The sequence below is a fragment of the Geodermatophilus aquaeductus genome (assembly GCF_900182545.1).
In the GTDB taxonomy this organism is placed as follows: Bacteria; Actinomycetota; Actinomycetes; order Mycobacteriales; family Geodermatophilaceae; genus Geodermatophilus; species Geodermatophilus aquaeductus.
Map to the genome: position 1 here is coordinate 739,825 of NZ_FXTJ01000001.1, position 16,051 is coordinate 755,875.

Sequence of the window (16,051 nt, forward strand, 5' to 3'; positions counted from 1 at the left end):
GTGTCCTCCTCAGACCCCGTGGTTCTGCAGCCAGAGCTCCAGGAGCCCCAGCTGCCAGAGCTTGTTCCCCCGCAGCGGCGTGAGCTCGCTGTTGGGGTCCTCGAAGAGCCGGTTCACGTACTCGGGGCGGAACAGCGCCCGCTCGCGCGCGGCGTCGCTGGACAAGGCGTCCTTCACCAGCCCGAGCACCTTGCCCTCGAGGTGGGTGATGGCCGGCACGGGGAAGTAGCCCTTGGGCCGGTCGATGACCTCCGGCGGGATGATCCGGCGGCCGATCGCCTTGAGCACGCCCTTGCCGCCGTCGGCGAGCTTGAGCTCCGGCGGGCACTGGGCCGCCAGCTCCACCAGGTCGTGGTCGAGGAAGGGCACGCGGGCCTCCAGGCCCCACGCCATGGACATGTTGTCCACCCGCTTGACCGGGTCGTCGACGAGCATGACCTCGCTGTCGAGGCGCAGCGCGGCGTCGACGGCGGTCTGCGCGCCGGCCCGGGACATGTGGTCGCGGACGAAGTCCAGGCTCGGGTCGCCGTCGAGGGCGTATCGCTCGCCGACCAGGGCGCGCATGTCCTCCGAGCCCCGGTCGAAGAAGGCCGCCGCGTAGCGCTCGACGGCCTCCTCGCGGTCGACGTCGGCCAGCGGCGGGTACCAGTGGTAGCCGGCGAAGACCTCGTCGGCACCCTGCCCGGACTGCACCACCCGGATCGACTGGCTGACCCGCTCCGACAGCAGGTCGAAGGCGACGACGTCGTGGCTGACCATCGGCTCGGCCATCGCGCCGATCGCGTGCCCGAGGGCGGCGGCCAGCTCGTCGGAGGAGACGCGGATGCGGTGGTGGTTGGTGCCGAACCGCTCGGCGATGACGTCGGAGTAGCGGAACTCGTCGCCCGCGTGCCCGCCGACGGTCTCGAAGCCGATCGAGTAGGTGGCGAGGTCGCTCTGCCCCTCCTGGGCGAGCAGCCCGACGATCAGGCTGGAGTCCAGGCCACCGGACAGCAGCACGCCGACCGGGATGTCGGAGACCAGGCGGCGGCGGACGGCGACCCGCAGCGCCTCCTCGATCGCGTCCTCCCAGTCGCGCGCCGACCAGCCGGAGTGCTCGGGGCGCCGCTCGTAGGTGGGCTCCCAGTACCGGTGCTCGCGACTGGTGCCGTCGGCCTCGATGACGCGCACGGTGGCCGGCGGCAGCTTGCGGACGCCGTTGAGCAGCGTGCGCGGCGCCGGGACGACGGCGTGCCAGGTCAGGTAGTGGTGCAGCGCGACCGGGTCGATGGAGGTGTCGACGTCGCCGGCGCGCAGCAGGGCCGGCAGGGACGAGGCGAACCGCAGCCGGCCCGGCGTCTCGGACAGGTAGAGCGGCTTGATGCCCAGCCGGTCGCGGGCCATGACGATCCGGCCGGTGTCCCGCTCGTGGATGACGACGACGAACATGCCGTGCAGGTGGTCGACGAAGTCGACGCCCCAGTGGTGGTAGCCCTTGAGCAGGACCTCGGTGTCGCTGGTGGAGAAGAAGCGGTAGCCGTGGCCCTCCAGCTCGGCGCGCAGTTCCTTGTAGTCGTAGATGCAGCCGTTGAAGACCGCCTCGAGCCCCAGCTCGCTGTCGACCATCGGCTGGGAGCCGCTGGCCGACAGGTCGATGACCGACAACCGCCGGTGGCCGAACGCCACCCGGCCGGCGCTCCACTGGCCCTGGCCGTCCGGCCCGCGGGGGACCAGCGCCTCGACCATCCGCGCCACCGCGGTGGTGTCGGCCAGGGAGCCGTCGAACCTGATCTCGCCGGAGAGGCCGCACATGCACTCGATCCAACACCGGGCCGACGCCTCACGCGACGTGGCCGGGGGAGTTCACAGAGACGTCACACGGCCCGGTTCCACGTGGAACCGGGCCGTGGGGACGCCGTCAGGCGGTGAGGGCGGCGACCGCGGCGGGGACGTCGACGAGGCCGGCGCCCTCGTCGAACGACGTCGAGCGCTGGCGGCGGCGGTTCCGCCCTCCGGTGTCCGGGCGTGTCCCCGGAACCCGCCGCGCCGTCGGCCGTGGCCGGTCGGCAGGGTGGGGACGTGGTCGCGGATCCGCCCGGCGAGGCGCCCTGGGCGATGCAGCTCGTCGTCCGTGTCGAGAGGACCGCACCGCCGACCCGGACCGCCGTCTGCGCGGCCGCGGCCATCGCGGTGGTGCGGCTGCTCGCCGACGACCGGGCGCTGCCGGGCGGCGAGTGGCACCCGCGGGTGCGGCGGTGGACCGACGGCGCCATCCGCAAGCACTGCCGGCGGGCCAGGGGAGTGGCGTGGACGCGGGTCGGGGCACTGCCCGGTGTGACGGTGTCGGCGGCCGGCGCGGAGGTCCGCGCACTGGTGCCCTGCGCGCTGGACGAGATCCCGCGCGACGTCGCGAAGCTGCAGCTGTCGGGCAGCGAGCTGGAGGACCCGGACGCCGTCGGCGCGGTCGACCCCGTGCCCTGCGGCCCGGTCGTGGTGTCGGTGTGCCCGGAGCCCTTCCTGCCGCTGGGCAAGGCCGCCGCGGCGTGCGGCCACGCCGCGCAGCTGACCGCGATGCGGATGCCCGCGCCGCGGCTGGCCGCGTGGTCCGCCGCCGGCTTCCCGGTGGTCGTCGAGCACCCGGACGTCGCCCGCTGGACGCGGCTGCGTCCGCACGCCGGCGTCGAGGTCGTCGACGCGGGGTTCACCGTGGTGGCGCCCGGCACGAGCACGGCCCTGGCCCGCTGGGCGTAGGACCGCACGCCGCACGCCCCTGACGCCGTGTGCACGCAGCGCGGTCCGCGGGCGGGCTCGGGCGCGGTACGTGCACAGCACGCGAGCGCCCCGCGACGCCGGGTTCAGCCGTAGTAGAGGGCGACCGGCCGGCCGTCGATCTCCCGGACGTCGACCGTCGTGTCGTAGACGGCCGCCAGGACCTCCGGGCGCATGACCTCGCGGGCGGGGGCGTCGGCCACCACCCGGCCCTCGCGCATCGCCACGATGCGGTCGGCGTAGGTGGCCGCGAAGTTGACGTCGTGCAGCACGGTGACCACCCGCTTGCCGAGCTGGTCGGCCATCTCGCGGACCAGCCGCATGATCTCGGTCATGTGCCGCAGGTCGAGGTTGTTGAGCGGCTCGTCGAGCAGGACGTACTCCGTGTCCTGCGCGAGCACCATCGCGATGAACGCCCGCTGGCGCTGGCCCCCGGAGAGCTCGTCGAGGAAGCGGCCCCGGTAGGCGTCGAGCTCGAGGTAGGCGATCGCGCGCTCGATGTGCTCGCGGTCGGCCACCGTGAGCCGGCCCCGGGAGTGCGGGAAGCGCCCGAACTCCACGAGGTCGTGGACGGTCAGCCGCGCGGCGACGTGGTTGTCCTGGCGCAGGACGGCGAGGCGCCGGGCGAGCTCCTGCGACGACGTCGTCGCGACGTCCAGGCCGTCCACGGTGACCCGGCCGGCATCGGGCCGCACGAGACGCCCGACCAGACCGAACAGCGTCGACTTGCCGGCGCCGTTCGGGCCGATGAGCGCCGTCACCCCCTCCCCGCCGAAGCTGATCGAGACGTCGTCGACCACCGTCTGGCCGGCGTAGCGCTTGGTGACGCCCTCGAGCGCGATCACCGCGCCCCCTTCCGCAGCACGAGGTACAGGAAGAACAGCCCGCCGGCGAAGTCGATGACCGTGGACAGGGCCCCGCCGAAGCCGAGCGCCCGCTCGAGGACCAGCTGGCCGCCGAGCAGGCAGACCACGCCGAGGGCCACCGCGGTCGGGACCGTCCAGACGTGCCGGAAGGACCCCGCCCACGAGTAGGCCAGGTTGGCCACGATCAGGCCGAAGAACAGGACCGGCCCGACCAGCGCCGTCGACGCGGCGACCATCACCGAGACGACGGTGAACAGCGTGAGCACCACGCGCCGGTGGTCGACGCCCAGGCCCACGGCCGCCGGCTCGCCCAGCGTCAGCACGTCGAGCGTGCGCAGCAGCGGCACGACGGCGGCGACCCCGAGGGCCACGAGGACCGCGGTGAGCAGCAGCAGAGTCTCGTCGGGCCGGGTCAGCGAGGCGAAGAAGGCATCGCTGAGCACCTGGAAGTCCAGCGGGTCGAGCATCCGCTGCATCCACTCGCTGATGCTGCGGAAGAACGTCCCCAGCACGATGCCGACGAGCAGCATCAGGTGGATCGACCGCCGCTTCCCGCCGAAGAGCCAGGTGAACAGCACGACGCTGAAGGCCACCATCACCGCCACCTGGACGGCCCACAGCACGAACGGGTCGGCGGTCAGGAACGCCGCGGAGCCGGCGGTGAAGACGACGACGGTCGAGACCAGCACGTAGAACGCGTCGAACCCCATGATCGACGGGGTGAGCACACGGTTCTGGGTGATCGTGTGGAAGACGACGGTGGAGACGCCGACCGCCGTCGCGACGACGAGCATCGCCAGCACGGTGAGGCTGCGCTTCTCCAGCGCGTAGGAGAGCGACCCGGGGACGTCGGTGACCAGGTAGACGGCCGTCAGGACGAGGACGAGGACGCCGAGCGCGGCCAGGCGGACGGCGGGACCCGTGCGGCGCAGGCCGGCGCGGGGGGAGCGGTCGGCCCGTCGCGCGGACGTCGTCGGGGCGGGGTCAGTGAGCACGGCTCCGCCTCCGCAGCAGCAGCCAGAGGAACAGGACCGCGCCGACGACGCCCACGACGACCGACAGCGGGATCTCGTAGGGGAAGCGCACGGTCCGCGCGACGATGTCGCAGGCGACGACCAACACCGCACCGAGCACCGCGACCCAGGGGATCGCCCGGCGCACGTTGTCGCCGATGAGCAGGCTGACGACGTTCGGGACGACGAGCCCGAGGAACGGGATCAGCCCCGCCGTGACGAGGACCGCCGCGGTGATCACCGCGACGACGACCATCCCGACGGCGACCACGCGCCGGAAGTCCAGGCCCAGGTTGGTCGCGAACTCCTCGCCGAGGCCGATGACGCTGAACCGGTCGGCGGCGACCCAGGCGACGACGACCATCGCGCCGGCGATCCACACGAACTCGTAGCGGCCCTGCATGACGCCGGCGAAGCTGCCCTGCGACCACTGCATCAGGGACTGCAGGAGGTCGAGGCGGTAGGCGAAGAACGTCGTCACGGCGCCCACGACGCCGCCGAGCATGATGCCGACCAGCGGGACGAGCACGAGCTGGCGGACCGGCACCGCCCGCACCACCCGCAGGAAGACCCAGGTGCCGACGAGGCCGAACACCGCGGCGACGGCCGTCTTGCCGACGACCGCCATGCCCGGGACGACGACGGTCGTGCCGAGCATGCCCAGTGTCGCGAACTCGGTGACGCCCGTGGTGCTGGGCTCCACGAACTTGTTCCGCACGAGCATCTGCATGATCAGCCCGGCGATGCCCAGGGAGGCGCCGGCGAGGACCAGCGCGACCGTGCGCGGGATCCGGCTCGCCACGAGCAGGAAGGCCGCGGTGCCGTCGGAGTCCCCGGACAGGAGCGAGACCGGGGACACGTCGGAGACGCCGATGAACAGGCTGGCGACCGCGAGGACCGCGAGCAGCACGCCGACGAGCACCCCCGCGCCGGTGCGCCGGGGGCGCGCGGGCGTGGAGGTGCTCGTCGGCTGCGGGTGGAGCGCCGTCACGGAGAGGAGCGGTGCCGGGCGGGGATCGCTCAGCCGGCGATCTGCAGGACGTCGTCGATCATGATCTGCGTGGTGTCGAGACCACCGAAGACGACGTACCAGGCCACCGGGTCGAGGTAGACGATCTGGTCCTGCTGCGCGGCCGTCGTCTGCCGGACGATGTCGTTGTCGAGCACCGCCGCGGCCGCCTGCGCGCCCTCCTCGCCGGTGGCGGCGTCGCGGTCGACGACCCACAGGTAGTCGGGGTTCGTCTCGAGCAGGAACTCGAACGACACCGGCTCGCCGTGCGTGGCGGCCTGGATGTCGTCGACGACCGGCTGCACGCCGAAGGCGTCGTAGATGAGACCGCCGCGCGCGCCGCGCCCGCTGGCGTCGTCCCCGGCGGGGGCCATGGCGCTCAGCTCGCCGCCGGAGACCATCAGGCCCAGCCCCGTGCCCGCGTCGGCGGTGGCGGCCCGCGCCTCCTCCAGGCCGGCCTCGACCTCGGTGATCGCTGCGGCCGCCTCGTCCTCCGCGCCGAGCACCTCGCCGAGGAAGGTGGTGTTGCGCTCCAGGGTCTCGGTGTACGAGCCGCGCAGGCTGAGGTCGACGGTCGGCGCGATCTCGCTGAGGTCCTCGTACAGCGCCGAGGAGCGGCCCCCGATGACGATCAGGTCGGGCTGCTGCGACTCGATCTCGACCAGGTCGGCCTCGAACAGGGTGCCCGCGTTGAAGGCGTCGTCGGCCAGGTACTGCTGGAGGTGGTCGGGCACCGAGTCCAGCGGTGCCCCGGCGACCTCGCCGCCCAGCGCCCCGATGGTGTCGAGGCTGGCCAGGTCGAAGACGACGATGCGCTCGGGGTCCTGCGGGACCTCGACCGTCGTCTCCTCGAACTCGGGGTCCTGGTCCTCGGCGGCGACGTTCCGGTCCCAGGTCCAGGTGACCGTCCCGCCCTCGGTGGCGGCCTCGGCGACGGGCTCGTCGGAACCGCAGGCGGTCAGCGCGAGCGCCGCGGCGAGGGACAGGGAGGCGGCCGCCAACGGCCGGGACGCGGTGCGCATGGTTCTCCAGGTCGAGTAGGAAAGGCTGCCCTAAGTGAGCCTGGCCTAACCTGCCACACCGGTCGCCGGCGTCTCGTATCGGGGGTCCCCGGGTTGGACCAGGGGGCCGGCGGGCAGGAGCGGGGCATGCAGACACGCATGCTGGGATCGCTGTCCGTGCCCGCCCTGGGGCTCGGGTGCATGGGGATGAGCGAGTTCTACGGCACCGGGGACCAGGCCGAGGCCGAGCGCACCATCCAGCGCGCCCTCGACCTCGGCGTCACCTTCCTCGACACCGCGGACATGTACGGGCCCTTCACCAACGAGCGGCTGGTGGGCCGCGCCATCGCCGGCCGCCGCGACGAGGTGGTGCTGGCCACCAAGTTCGGCAACGAGCGCGGTGAGGACGGCTCCTTCCGCGGCATCAACGGCCGGCCCGCGTACGTGCGGCAGGCGTGCGACGCCTCGCTGCAGCGGCTCGGCGTCGACGTCATCGACCTCTACTACCAGCACCGGGTGGACACCACCGTCCCCGTCGAGGACACCTGGGGCGCGATCCGCGAGCTGGTCGAGGCGGGCAAGGTCCGCTCCGCCGGGATCTCGGAGGCCGCGCCGGAGACCATCCGCCGCGCGCACGCCGTCCAGCCGGTGACCGCGGTCCAGACGGAGTACTCGCTGTGGAGCCGCGACCCCGAGGAGAACGGCGTCCTCGCCACCTGCGCCGAGCTCGGGATCGGCTTCGTCGCCTACTCGCCGATCGGCCGCGGCTTCCTGTCCGGGCAGATCCGCAGCGTCGACGACCTGGCGCCCGACGACTTCCGCCGCCACAACCCGCGCTTCCAGGGGGAGGCGTTCGCGCAGAACCTGCGGCTGGTCGACCGGGTGCGCGAGATCGCCGACGAGAAGGGCGTCACCGCCTCACAGCTCGCGCTGGCCTGGGTCATGGCGCAGAGCGACCGCGCGGGCAACCCCGCCGTCGTCCCGATCCCGGGCACCAAGCGGGTCCACTACCTGGAGGAGAACGCCGCGGCCGCCGACGTCGAGCTCGGCGAGGACGACCTGCGCCGTCTCGACGAGGCCGCCCCCGTCGGTGCCGCGGTGGGCGACCGCTACCCCGACATGTCCGGCGTGCACCGGTGACGGCCCCGCACCAGGCGGAGGCCGGGCACTAGGCGACCGCGGCCCGCGGGAGGACGACGCCGAGGACGTCGGCGACGTGCTCGCGGGCCGCGGCGGCCAGCCGGGCGCCGGTGTCGGCCCAGGCGTCGCGGACGTCCCGCGCCGGCCAGCCCGCCGGCTGCAGCGGCGCGGGCAGCAGCGGGTCCGCGGCGAGGACCGCGCGCAGCTCGGCGCGCAGCCGCAGGTGCAGGGCGAGCGCGGCCGGGCCCTGGGGCACCGTCCCTGCGGCGGTGCGCAGCCGGTCGAGCACGCGGGACCAGGCGGCCGCCAGCCGGGGGAGGTCCCAGCAGCGGGCGGCGAGGTCGCCGTCGGACAGCCGCGGGTCGGCGACGTGCGCGGTCAGCAGGTCCAGCCGGGAGGTGCGCTCGCCGGCCAGCTCGGCGTGCACCTCGTCGAGCGCCGACGGGTGCGGGGACACCCACGTGGCCGGCGCGAGCGGGCCGAACCCGGCGCGGGCGAGACCGCGGCGCACCCGCTCGCGGGCCGCCCGGTCGGTCTCCGGGACGCTGTAGACGACCATCCGCCACTGCCCGTCCCACGGGTCCAGCCGCCGCTGGACGCGCTCGTCGCGGGCGGCCACCGACTCGCGCAGCAGCGCCGTCGGGAGGAGCAGCGTCTCCCGGCCGCGCCGCGAGGCGCTCAGCCAGCCCGAGCGACGCAGCGCCGCCGCGGCCACCCGCGTGCTGGGCTCGGCCACGCCGCAGGCGGCCAGCAGCTGGACCAGCGTCTGCAGGGACACCGGGTCGCCGCCGAGGGCGTCCAGGTGCTCGGTGCAGAGGTCCACCACCAGGTCGCGGACGGTCATGCCCCATGACTACCCCGTGCCCGCAACCGGCTCCCGCGGGGGACGCGGGATCATGGACGGCGATGACCCCCTTCCTCGTCTGGTCGGCCACGGCGGTCGCCGTCCTCGTGGCGCTCGCCGGCCTCGCCTCCACGCTGGCCCGCCGGCGGATCGGCCTGCTCCACCTCGCCGGTGCCGCGGTGCTCGAGGTGCTGCTCGTCGTCCAGGCGGTGGTGGCGGGGGCGGCGCTGGCCGGCGGTCAGCGGCCCCCGGAGACGGCGACCTTCGTCGGGTACCTCGCCGGCGTCGTCCTGCTGCCGGTGGCCGGCGTGCTGTGGTCGCGGACCGAGCCCAGCCGCTGGGCGGGGACCGTGCTGGCCGTGGCGTCCCTGGTCACCGCCGTGATGGTCTGGCGGCTGGTCCAGCTGTGGGAGGCCCCCGGTGCCTGAGCCGGCCGGCACCCGGCCGGGCGGCACGGCGGCCGGCCCCGGGCGGGTGCTGGTGGCCGTGTACGCCGTCTTCGCGCTGGCCGCGGGCGCCCGGGCCGCGGTGCAGCTGGCCACGCGGTTCGACGAGGCGCCGGTGGCCTACCTGCTGTCGGCGCTCGCGGCGGTCGTCTACGTGGTGGCCACCGTGGGCCTGGCCCGCGGCGGGCGGGGCGGCCGGCGGACGGCGCTCGTCGCCTGCTCGGTCGAACTGGCCGGCGTCCTCGTGGTCGGCACCCTGTCGCTGCTGGACCCGGCCGCCTTCCCCGACGAGACGGTGTGGTCGGCGTTCGGCCGCGGCTACGGCTTCGTGCCGCTGGTGCTGCCGGTGCTCGGCCTGCTGTGGCTGCGTCACCAGGCGGAGGTGGCGGCCGGGCAGGAGGCGGCCGGGGAGGAGGCCGCCGGGGAGGAAGCCGCCGGGACCGCCCCGGAGGACGGTCCCGGCCGGGCCTGAGCGCTCAGAAGTCGCCGCCCCCGAAGTCGCCGCCGAAGTCCCCGCCCCCGAAGTCGCCCCCGCCGCCGAAGTCCCCGCCGTCGTAGCCGTTGTCGGCGCCGCCGGCGAAGTCGGCGTCCGGGTCCCCGCCGTAGCCGCCGTCGCCGGCCGCGTAGTCACCACCACCGGCGTCGCCGCCGCCGTCGGCCCCCGCGCCGTCCTGGTAGCCCTCGGCGTAGGCCTCCTCGTCACCGCCGCCGAACAGGCCGCCGTCACCGAGGCCGGTGTCGAACAGGGCGTCGGCGACGGCGGTGCCGACGACGAGGCCGCCGATGGTGCCGAGCAGGCTGCCGCCGAGGGAGCCGCCGAACCCGCCCATGCCGCGCCCGGACCCGCCGCCGTAGCCGGGGCCGTAGCCGCCACCGCCGTAACCGGGGCCGTAGCCCGGGCCGTAGCCGGGACCACCGCCGTAGCCGCTGAAGGTGCGCTCGAGGAACCCGGGCTGGCGCAGCTCGGCGCGGGTGGCCACGCGGGCGAGGGTCTGCGCGTCGTCGCTGCGCGGCCGCTCCGACGCCGGCACCCCGGCCGCGAGCTGGGTGAGCACCTCCTGCCGCTGCTGCGGGGTGAGCTGTCCGAAGGCCTCGGCGTGCGCCTGCTCGATCTGGTCGGGCGGCGCGGTGCGCAGCAGGTAGCGGTAGCGCTCGACGGCCTGCTGGTCGGTGAGCGGTGCGCGCTGGCCGGGTGCCGGCCGGGCCGGCGGTGCTGCCTGCGGTGCGCTGTAGCCGTCGTAGCCCCCGTACCCGGCGGGCTCCGGTGCGCGGCGGCGGCCCAGGAGCCGGTCGAGCAGTCCCATGGCGTCTCCCTCCCGAGGTGTCGCCGTCTGGGGTGCCCTCCTGGGCGGCGGGCACACCTGCGCGGGGGAGGTCACCCCTCGCTCGCGGGCAGCGACCCCGGGACAGCCGGTAGATTCGTTGCGTGCGACCGGACGACCGACCGCAGCCGGGACAGGCGCCCCCACCTGGGGTGTTCCCCGGCGCCACCGCCCCCACGGACGCACCCTCGGGTGACGGGATCCCCCCGCGCACGCGTGCCGCGATGGCCGAGGCCACCTCGCCGGCGGACGGGGCCGGCGGCCGGCAGGCCGGCATCGTCAGCGCCGCCACCGCCCTCGTCTCCGAGCACGGCGAGGCGCAGTCGGCGTCCACCGCCCTGCCCGCGGTCCTGGCCGACGTCCCGGTCGCCGTCCTGCTCATCGACCAGAAGTCCGGCTCGGTCACCTACGCCAACAGCGCGGCGGTCGAGATGGCCGGCAACGTCCGCCTGCCGGTCGACGTCGACACCTGGGGTGCCTCGGCCGGCCTCACCGACCTCGGCGGCGCTCCCCTCGCGCGCACCAGCGGCCCGCTGTCGCTGGTGGCGCAGGGCCTGCCGGTCACCGGCGAGGCGGTGCGGCTCTCACCCGCCCGCAGCACCGACGAGGACCGGGTCTCCGACGGCGAGGAGAACGGGAGCCGGCTGCTGTGGGTGACCGGCTTCCCGCTGTCGCAGCCGGGCAGCACCCAGGCGCTGTCGCTGGTCGTCCTCCTCGAGGTCGAGAGCGTGGGCGGCACCGCCGACGCCGACGCCGAGCTCCAGGCGCTGCGGGAGCGGGCCGTGGTGGCCACCGACATCGCGTTCACGATCACCGATCCCCGCCAGCCGGACGACCCGCTGGTGTGGGTCAACCCCTCCTTCACCCGGATCACCGGGTACTCCTACGAGGAGGCGGTCGGCCGCAACTGCCGCTTCCTGCAGGGCTCGAACACCGACCCCGGGGCCGTCGACCAGATCCGCGCCGCCCTGGCCGCGCAGCAGGCGGTCACCGTCACGCTGCTCAACCACCGCCGCGACGGCACGGCGTTCTGGAACCAGGTCGCCATCAGCCCGGTGTTCGACGGCGAGGGCGAGCTCGTGAGCTTCGTCGGCGTGCAGACCGACGTCACCGAGCGGGTCCGGGTCGAGTCCGAGCGCGAGGCCGCCTTCGCCGCCGAGCAGGCCGCCCGGCAGGAGGCCGAGCTGGCCCGCGCCGTGGCCGAGCAGGCGCGCAGCGACGCCGAGCGGGCCCAGCGGGAGGCCGAGGGCGCCCAGGCGCGGCTCGCGCTCATGGCCGAGGCGACCAGCACGCTGATCGCCACCCTCGACGTCGCCGACCTGCTCGACCGGCTGGCTACGCTCTGCGTGCCGCAGCTGGCCGACTGGGTGGTCGTCACGCTCGTCGACGAGGCCGGTGAGGTGCGCGAGTTCGCCTCCCGCGACCGCGAGCGGCTGCGCACCGACCTGCGCCAGTTCGACGCCGGCCACGCGATGCGGCTGCCGCCGGACTCGCCGAGCCAGCGCAGCATCAGCACCTCCCGCGCGGTGCTCGTCGAGCGCCTGCCGGACCCGCTCGACAGCGCGATGGCCTCCCCGGTGGCGCAGAAGATCGCCGGGCGGCTGGGCGCGGCGTCGTCGCTGAGCGCGCCGATGGTCGCCCGCCGGCGCACCCGGGGCGCGATCACGCTGGTGCGCAGCTCGCCGGAGCGACCCTTCACCCCCGACGACGTCGGCCTGGTGGAGGACCTGGCCCGGCGGGCCGCCCTCGTCATGGACAACGTGCGCCTGTACCAGCAGGAGCACGTCGTCGCCGACACCCTGCAGCGCTCGCTCCTGCCCGACCTGCCCGAGGTGGCGGGTCTGGAGGCGGCCGCGCACTACGTGAGCGCCTCCACGGCCGCCGACGTCGGCGGGGACTTCTACGACCTGCTGCAACTGCCCGACGGGTCGGTGGCGATGGTCATCGGCGACGTCGTCGGCCACGACGTCGCCGCGGCCGCGGCCATGGGGCACCTGCGGGGGCTCATCCGCGCCTGCCTGTGGGACGCCCCGGACCCGCACCCGAGCACGGTGCTCACCCGCGTCGACCGGCTGGTCCAGGGCCTGCGGGTCGCCTCGCTGGCCACGATGGCCTACCTGCGCGCCGTCCCCCCGGCCGAGCCCGGCGGGAACTGGACCGTGCAGATGGCCAACGCCGGGCACCCGCCGGTGGTCCTGCGCTCGCCCGACGGGGAGGTGCGGCCGGTCGACGGTGTCACGGGCCTGCTCGTGGGCGTCGACGTCGACGCCGAGCGGGCGACCCGCACGATGGAGCTGCCGCCCGGCTCGACGCTGCTGGCCTACACCGACGGGCTGGTGGAGACGCCGGGGTCCGACCTCGACCAGGGCATCGAGGCGCTCGTGCAGCGGCTGGCGGCCACCCCGGCCGACGCCTCGCCGCGCGCCCTGTGCGACGCCGCGGTCAGCGGCACCCTGGACGGCCGGGATGACGTCGCGCTGATCGCCGTCCGCTTCCTCTAGGACCCCCGCGCGCTCAGTCCGCGAGGCCGTAGCCGCCGCGGTGGAACAGCAGCGGCCGGCGGCCGTGGTCGGCGCCCAGGTCGAGCACGCGGGCGGCGACGATCGTGTGGTCGCCGCCGTCGTACTCGGCCCACAGCGCGCAGTCGATCCAGGCGACGACGCCCTCGAGCACGGGGGAGCCGTGCCGGCTGGGTCGCCAGGAGACCCCGGCGAACTTGTCGGTGCCCGAGCGCGCGAAGGAGGCCGAGAGCCCGGACTGGTCCTCGGCCAGGACGTTGACGCAGAAGCGACCGAGGTCGCGCAGCCGCGGCCAGGTGCTCGAGGTGCGCGCCGGCGCCAGCGCCACCAGCGGCGGGTCCAGCGACAGCGAGCTGAACGACTGGCACGTGAAACCGATCGGGCCGTCGTCGGTGTCGGCGGTGACCACGGTGACGCCGGAGGCGAAGTGCCCGAGGACGTCGCGCATGACGCGGGGGTCGACGACCTCCACCGGCCCGCTCACGCCGTCGTGCCGGCGGCCGCCCGCGGCACCGAGCGGCCACCCGCCCGGTACAGGGAGCTGGGCAGCTCGTGGCCGACGGCGGACTCGGTGACCCGCGCGGCGGTCAGCAGCGCGTCGAGGTCGATCCCGCTGGCGACGTCGGACTCCTCGAGCCAGTAGACGAGCTCCTCGGTGGCGATGTTGCCGCTGGCGCCCGGCGCGAACGGGCAGCCGCCGAGCCCGCCGATCGAGGCGTCGAGCTGGGTCACCCCGGCCTGGACGGCGGCCAGCGCGTTGGCCTGGCCGGTGCCGCGGGTGTCGTGGAAGTGGACGGCGACCGGCGTCCCGGGGCAGGCCCGGCGGACGGCGTGCAGCAGGCGCACGACGCGGGCCGGCGTCGTCGTCCCGATCGTGTCGCCCAGGCACAGGGCGTCGGCGCCGGCGGTGACCGCGGCCCGGCAGACGTCGACGGTGCGCGCGATCGGCGTGCGTCCGTCGAAGGGGCAGTCCCAGGCGGTGGCGACGACGACCTCCAGCGAGCCGCCCGCCCCGTGCGCCAGCGCGGCCACCTCGCCGACGCCGGCCAGGGCCTCGGCCGTCGAGCGCCCGGCGTTGGCGCGGCTGTGCCCGTCGGAGGCCGACACGACGAGCTCGAGGTCGGCGATCCCGGCGTCGACCGCGCGGACGGCGCCCCGGGGATTGGCCACCAGCGCCGACCAGTGCACGTCGGGCCAGCGGGACAGCTCGGCGGCCACCCGGTCGGCGTCGGCCAGCGCCGGCACCGCCTTCGGGCTGACGAACGACGTCACCTCGATGCGGCGCACGCCCGTGGCGACCAGCGCCTCGAGCATCGCCAGCTTGCCCTCGAGGGGGACGGGGGCCTCCAGCTGCAGGCCGTCGCGCATGCCGACCTCGCGGATGTCGACGGCCGTCGGCAGCACCAGGTCGAAGTCCGACGGCACCGGCTGCCCTCCTGTCTGCTCGCCTGGACGGGGGAACCTGCCCATCCTGCCTCGTCAGGAGGTTCCACGTGGAACCCATCCGGTAATGAGTGGGGTGGGTACAACGAGGGGGCGGACTGAGAGGTGGTGCACGTGGACGTCGGCGAGGCCATGGGCACGCTGCCGCCCCCGGACCTGGGGAGTGCCTTCACCAACTCACCGATGGGCGTAGCGCTGAGCACCCCCGAGGGGGTGCTGATCGAGGCGAACGCCGCACTGGGGGAACTGCTCGGCCGCGACTCCGCGACGCTGCGCGGCACGACGCTGTTCGCCGCCACGCACCCCGAGGACCTGCCCGGCGCGGTCGCCGTCTGTGACGAGCTGCGCCAGACCCACGAGCGCAGCCGGCACGAGTGCCGGCTGGTGCGGTCCGACGGCGCGGTCGTCCCGGTGCAGGTGACGGCGTCCTGGGTGGCCGGCACGCCGGGGGGCACCCCACCGCACCTGGTGCTCGTCGTCGAGGACGTCACCGAGCGCAAGGCGCTCGAGGCGCGGCTGCTGCACCTGTCCGCCCACGACCCGCTCACCGGGCTGCCCAACCGGCTGCTGTTCCACGACCGGCTGCGCCACGCCCTCGAGCGAGGGCACCGCGAGCACACGCCCACCTGCGTGCTCGTCCTCGACCTCGACGGGTTCAAGGCGGTCAACGACGAGTTCGGCCACCCCACCGGCGACGCCGTCCTGGTGGCGGTGGCCGGGCACCTGACGTCGGTGCTGCGCGCGAGCGACACCGCGGCGCGGCTGGGCGGCGACGAGTTCGCCGTCGTCTGCGAGAACACCGAGCGCGCCGACGCGGAGGTGCTGGCCGGCCGGCTGCGCGAGGCGCTGCCGGGGACCCTGGTCATCGGGGCGTCCACCGTACCGGTGGGCCTGAGCATCGGCATCGGCTCGGTGGACGGCGGGGTCGACCCCGAGGTGGCGCAGGAGGCGGTGGTCCGCGAGGCCGACTCGGCGATGTACGCCGACAAGGCCAGCCGCCGCTGACCCGCGCCTCAGGGGCGGGAGCCCGCCCAGCCCAGCGTGCGCGGCAGCCGGGCGAAGACCGCGGTGACCACCGGCAGCGGGAGCGCCAGGACGAGGAAGACGCTGAACCCGGCGACGTCGTCGGCGTCCTGACCGGCGGCCCCGACCACGAGGGCGAGGAACAGCACGACGACCGAGGCCAGCGCGGAGGCGAAGAGGACGGTGGGGGCGTGCCGGCCCAGCAGCCGGGCGGCCCCGGTGATCAACCCGGCCGCGCAGGGGAGGCCCAGCAGCAGCGTCGTGGTGATCGGGTCGTCCTCGCTGCCGGTGAGCACCGCGACGAGGAGGGCCAGCGAGACCAGCGCGGTCAGCCCACCGGTGACGAAACCGAGCACGGCCGCGGTGGTCGCCGATCCCGGCCGCCCGGGCCCGTCCGGCCACGCCGGCGGCGCGAGCGGCACCGCCGCCCAGCCGGGGCCGTAGGGCGCCGGCGGGCCGTACGGGGCCGCGCCGTACGGCGGCACCGCGCCGTAGGGCGGCACGGCGCCGTACGGGGCGGGCTGGCCGTACGCGGGGGGCCGGCCGTAGGCGGGCGGTGGGGGCGGGGGGACGGACCCGGGCGGGACGGCGTCCCACTCCTGCTCGTACGGCTGGCCGGTCATGCCCCCAGTCTGCCGACGCCGCCGCTGCCCTCCCGTCTCCCGCCTGCGTGTCCC

16 protein-coding genes are annotated in these 16,051 nt (G+C 75.2%); 6 read left to right on the forward strand and 10 right to left on the reverse strand.

Features of this window, described 5'->3' with window-relative positions; all coding sequences use genetic code 11:
- Positions 1–9: 9 nt before the first annotated feature.
- Positions 10–1,791, reverse strand: a complete 1,782-nt coding sequence (locus tag FN207_RS03655) for an N-acetylglutaminylglutamine amidotransferase (protein ID WP_142456950.1) — start codon at positions 1,789–1,791, stop codon at positions 10–12.
- Positions 1,792–2,058: 267 nt separating this feature from the next.
- On the opposite strand from FN207_RS03655, the gene FN207_RS03660 reads away from it, so the two are divergent.
- Positions 2,059–2,730, forward strand: coding sequence for a hypothetical protein (locus FN207_RS03660; protein ID WP_221888014.1), 672 nt, complete (start codon positions 2,059–2,061; stop codon positions 2,728–2,730).
- 104 nt (positions 2,731–2,834) lie between these two features.
- Here the strand turns inward: FN207_RS03660 and FN207_RS03665 are convergent, their stop codons facing one another.
- Genes FN207_RS03665 through FN207_RS03680 form a run of 4 tightly spaced genes read right to left on the reverse strand, consistent with a single transcriptional unit; the run spans position 2,835 to position 6,658 of the window.
- A complete protein-coding gene (locus tag FN207_RS03665) occupies positions 2,835–3,593 on the reverse strand; it encodes an iron ABC transporter ATP-binding protein (RefSeq protein ID WP_142456951.1) in 759 nt (252 codons plus the stop codon).
- Entirely contained in the window at positions 3,590–4,609 is a 1,020-nt protein-coding gene (locus FN207_RS03670) for an iron chelate uptake ABC transporter family permease subunit (protein WP_142456952.1), read from the reverse strand. Before FN207_RS03670 ends, FN207_RS03665 begins: the two co-directional genes overlap by 4 nt.
- Positions 4,599–5,618, reverse strand: coding sequence for an ABC transporter permease (locus FN207_RS03675; RefSeq protein WP_221888015.1), 1,020 nt, complete (start codon positions 5,616–5,618; stop codon positions 4,599–4,601). The genes FN207_RS03670 and FN207_RS03675 overlap by 11 nt, the downstream gene beginning before the upstream one ends.
- A gap of 29 nt (positions 5,619–5,647) precedes the next feature.
- The gene (locus tag FN207_RS03680) at positions 5,648–6,658 is read right to left on the reverse strand and encodes a siderophore ABC transporter substrate-binding protein (protein ID WP_142456953.1); all 1,011 of its coding nucleotides are present in this window, start codon (positions 6,656–6,658) and stop codon (positions 5,648–5,650) included.
- A gap of 126 nt (positions 6,659–6,784) precedes the next feature.
- Here FN207_RS03680 and FN207_RS03685 point away from each other — a divergent pair, with 126 nt between their 5' ends.
- Positions 6,785–7,777, forward strand: coding sequence for an aldo/keto reductase (locus FN207_RS03685; RefSeq protein ID WP_142456954.1), 993 nt, complete (start codon positions 6,785–6,787; stop codon positions 7,775–7,777).
- 28 nt (positions 7,778–7,805) lie between these two features.
- Here the strand turns inward: FN207_RS03685 and FN207_RS03690 are convergent, their stop codons facing one another.
- Positions 7,806–8,621, reverse strand: a complete 816-nt coding sequence (locus FN207_RS03690; RefSeq protein ID WP_142456955.1) for a PaaX family transcriptional regulator C-terminal domain-containing protein — start codon at positions 8,619–8,621, stop codon at positions 7,806–7,808.
- Positions 8,622–8,683: 62 nt separating this feature from the next.
- On the opposite strand from FN207_RS03690, the gene FN207_RS03695 reads away from it, so the two are divergent.
- Positions 8,684–9,049 (forward strand): hypothetical protein, encoded by a 366-nt coding sequence (locus FN207_RS03695; RefSeq protein WP_142456956.1) that lies wholly within the window; start codon positions 8,684–8,686, stop codon positions 9,047–9,049.
- Positions 9,042–9,539: a hypothetical protein gene (locus tag FN207_RS03700; protein WP_246065729.1), complete on the forward strand. Its 498-nt coding sequence runs from the start codon at positions 9,042–9,044 to the stop codon at positions 9,537–9,539. The genes FN207_RS03695 and FN207_RS03700 overlap by 8 nt, the downstream gene beginning before the upstream one ends.
- A gap of 4 nt (positions 9,540–9,543) precedes the next feature.
- On the opposite strand, the gene FN207_RS03705 is transcribed toward FN207_RS03700, so the two are convergent.
- Positions 9,544–10,371: a hypothetical protein gene (locus FN207_RS03705; protein WP_142456957.1), complete on the reverse strand. Its 828-nt coding sequence runs from the start codon at positions 10,369–10,371 to the stop codon at positions 9,544–9,546.
- Positions 10,372–10,613: 242 nt separating this feature from the next.
- On the opposite strand from FN207_RS03705, the gene FN207_RS03710 reads away from it, so the two are divergent.
- Positions 10,614–12,890, forward strand: coding sequence for a SpoIIE family protein phosphatase (locus tag FN207_RS03710; RefSeq protein ID WP_142456958.1), 2,277 nt, complete (start codon positions 10,614–10,616; stop codon positions 12,888–12,890).
- A 13-nt stretch (positions 12,891–12,903) separates the two neighbouring features.
- Here the strand turns inward: FN207_RS03710 and FN207_RS03715 are convergent, their stop codons facing one another.
- Both FN207_RS03715 and FN207_RS03720 read right to left on the reverse strand, forming a co-directional pair.
- Complete coding sequence (locus tag FN207_RS03715; RefSeq protein WP_246065730.1) at positions 12,904–13,392, reverse strand: flavin reductase family protein; 489 nt, start codon at positions 13,390–13,392, stop codon at positions 12,904–12,906.
- On the reverse strand, positions 13,389–14,333 hold the full coding sequence (locus tag FN207_RS03720; protein WP_246065731.1) for a hydroxymethylglutaryl-CoA lyase: 945 nt from the start codon (positions 14,331–14,333) through the stop codon (positions 13,389–13,391). The genes FN207_RS03715 and FN207_RS03720 overlap by 4 nt, the downstream gene beginning before the upstream one ends.
- Before the next feature lie 132 nt (positions 14,334–14,465).
- On the opposite strand from FN207_RS03720, the gene FN207_RS03725 reads away from it, so the two are divergent.
- Complete coding sequence (locus tag FN207_RS03725; RefSeq protein WP_246065732.1) at positions 14,466–15,356, forward strand: diguanylate cyclase domain-containing protein; 891 nt, start codon at positions 14,466–14,468, stop codon at positions 15,354–15,356.
- Between the two features lie 8 nt (positions 15,357–15,364).
- Here FN207_RS03725 and FN207_RS03730 read toward each other — a convergent pair whose 3' ends face one another.
- On the reverse strand, positions 15,365–15,997 hold the full coding sequence (locus tag FN207_RS03730) for a hypothetical protein (protein ID WP_142456960.1): 633 nt from the start codon (positions 15,995–15,997) through the stop codon (positions 15,365–15,367).
- Positions 15,998–16,051: the final 54 nt, after the last annotated feature.

What these genes read in the sequence shown, in the direction of transcription:
- FN207_RS03680 (WP_142456953.1), bottom strand. Translation starts at nt 6,658, where the DNA reads ATGCGCACCGCGTCCCGGCCGTTGGCGGCCGCCTCCCTGTCCCTCGCC.
- FN207_RS03695 (WP_142456956.1), top strand. Translation starts at nt 8,684, where the DNA reads ATGACCCCCTTCCTCGTCTGGTCGGCCACGGCGGTCGCCGTCCTCGTG.
- FN207_RS03690 (WP_142456955.1), bottom strand. Translation starts at nt 8,621, where the DNA reads ATGACCGTCCGCGACCTGGTGGTGGACCTCTGCACCGAGCACCTGGAC.
- FN207_RS03685 (WP_142456954.1), top strand. Translation starts at nt 6,785, where the DNA reads ATGCAGACACGCATGCTGGGATCGCTGTCCGTGCCCGCCCTGGGGCTC.
- FN207_RS03730 (WP_142456960.1), bottom strand. Translation starts at nt 15,997, where the DNA reads ATGACCGGCCAGCCGTACGAGCAGGAGTGGGACGCCGTCCCGCCCGGG.
- FN207_RS03710 (WP_142456958.1), top strand. Translation starts at nt 10,614, where the DNA reads ATGGCCGAGGCCACCTCGCCGGCGGACGGGGCCGGCGGCCGGCAGGCC.
- FN207_RS03705 (WP_142456957.1), bottom strand. Translation starts at nt 10,371, where the DNA reads ATGGGACTGCTCGACCGGCTCCTGGGCCGCCGCCGCGCACCGGAGCCC.
- FN207_RS03655 (WP_142456950.1), bottom strand. Translation starts at nt 1,791, where the DNA reads ATGTGCGGCCTCTCCGGCGAGATCAGGTTCGACGGCTCCCTGGCCGAC.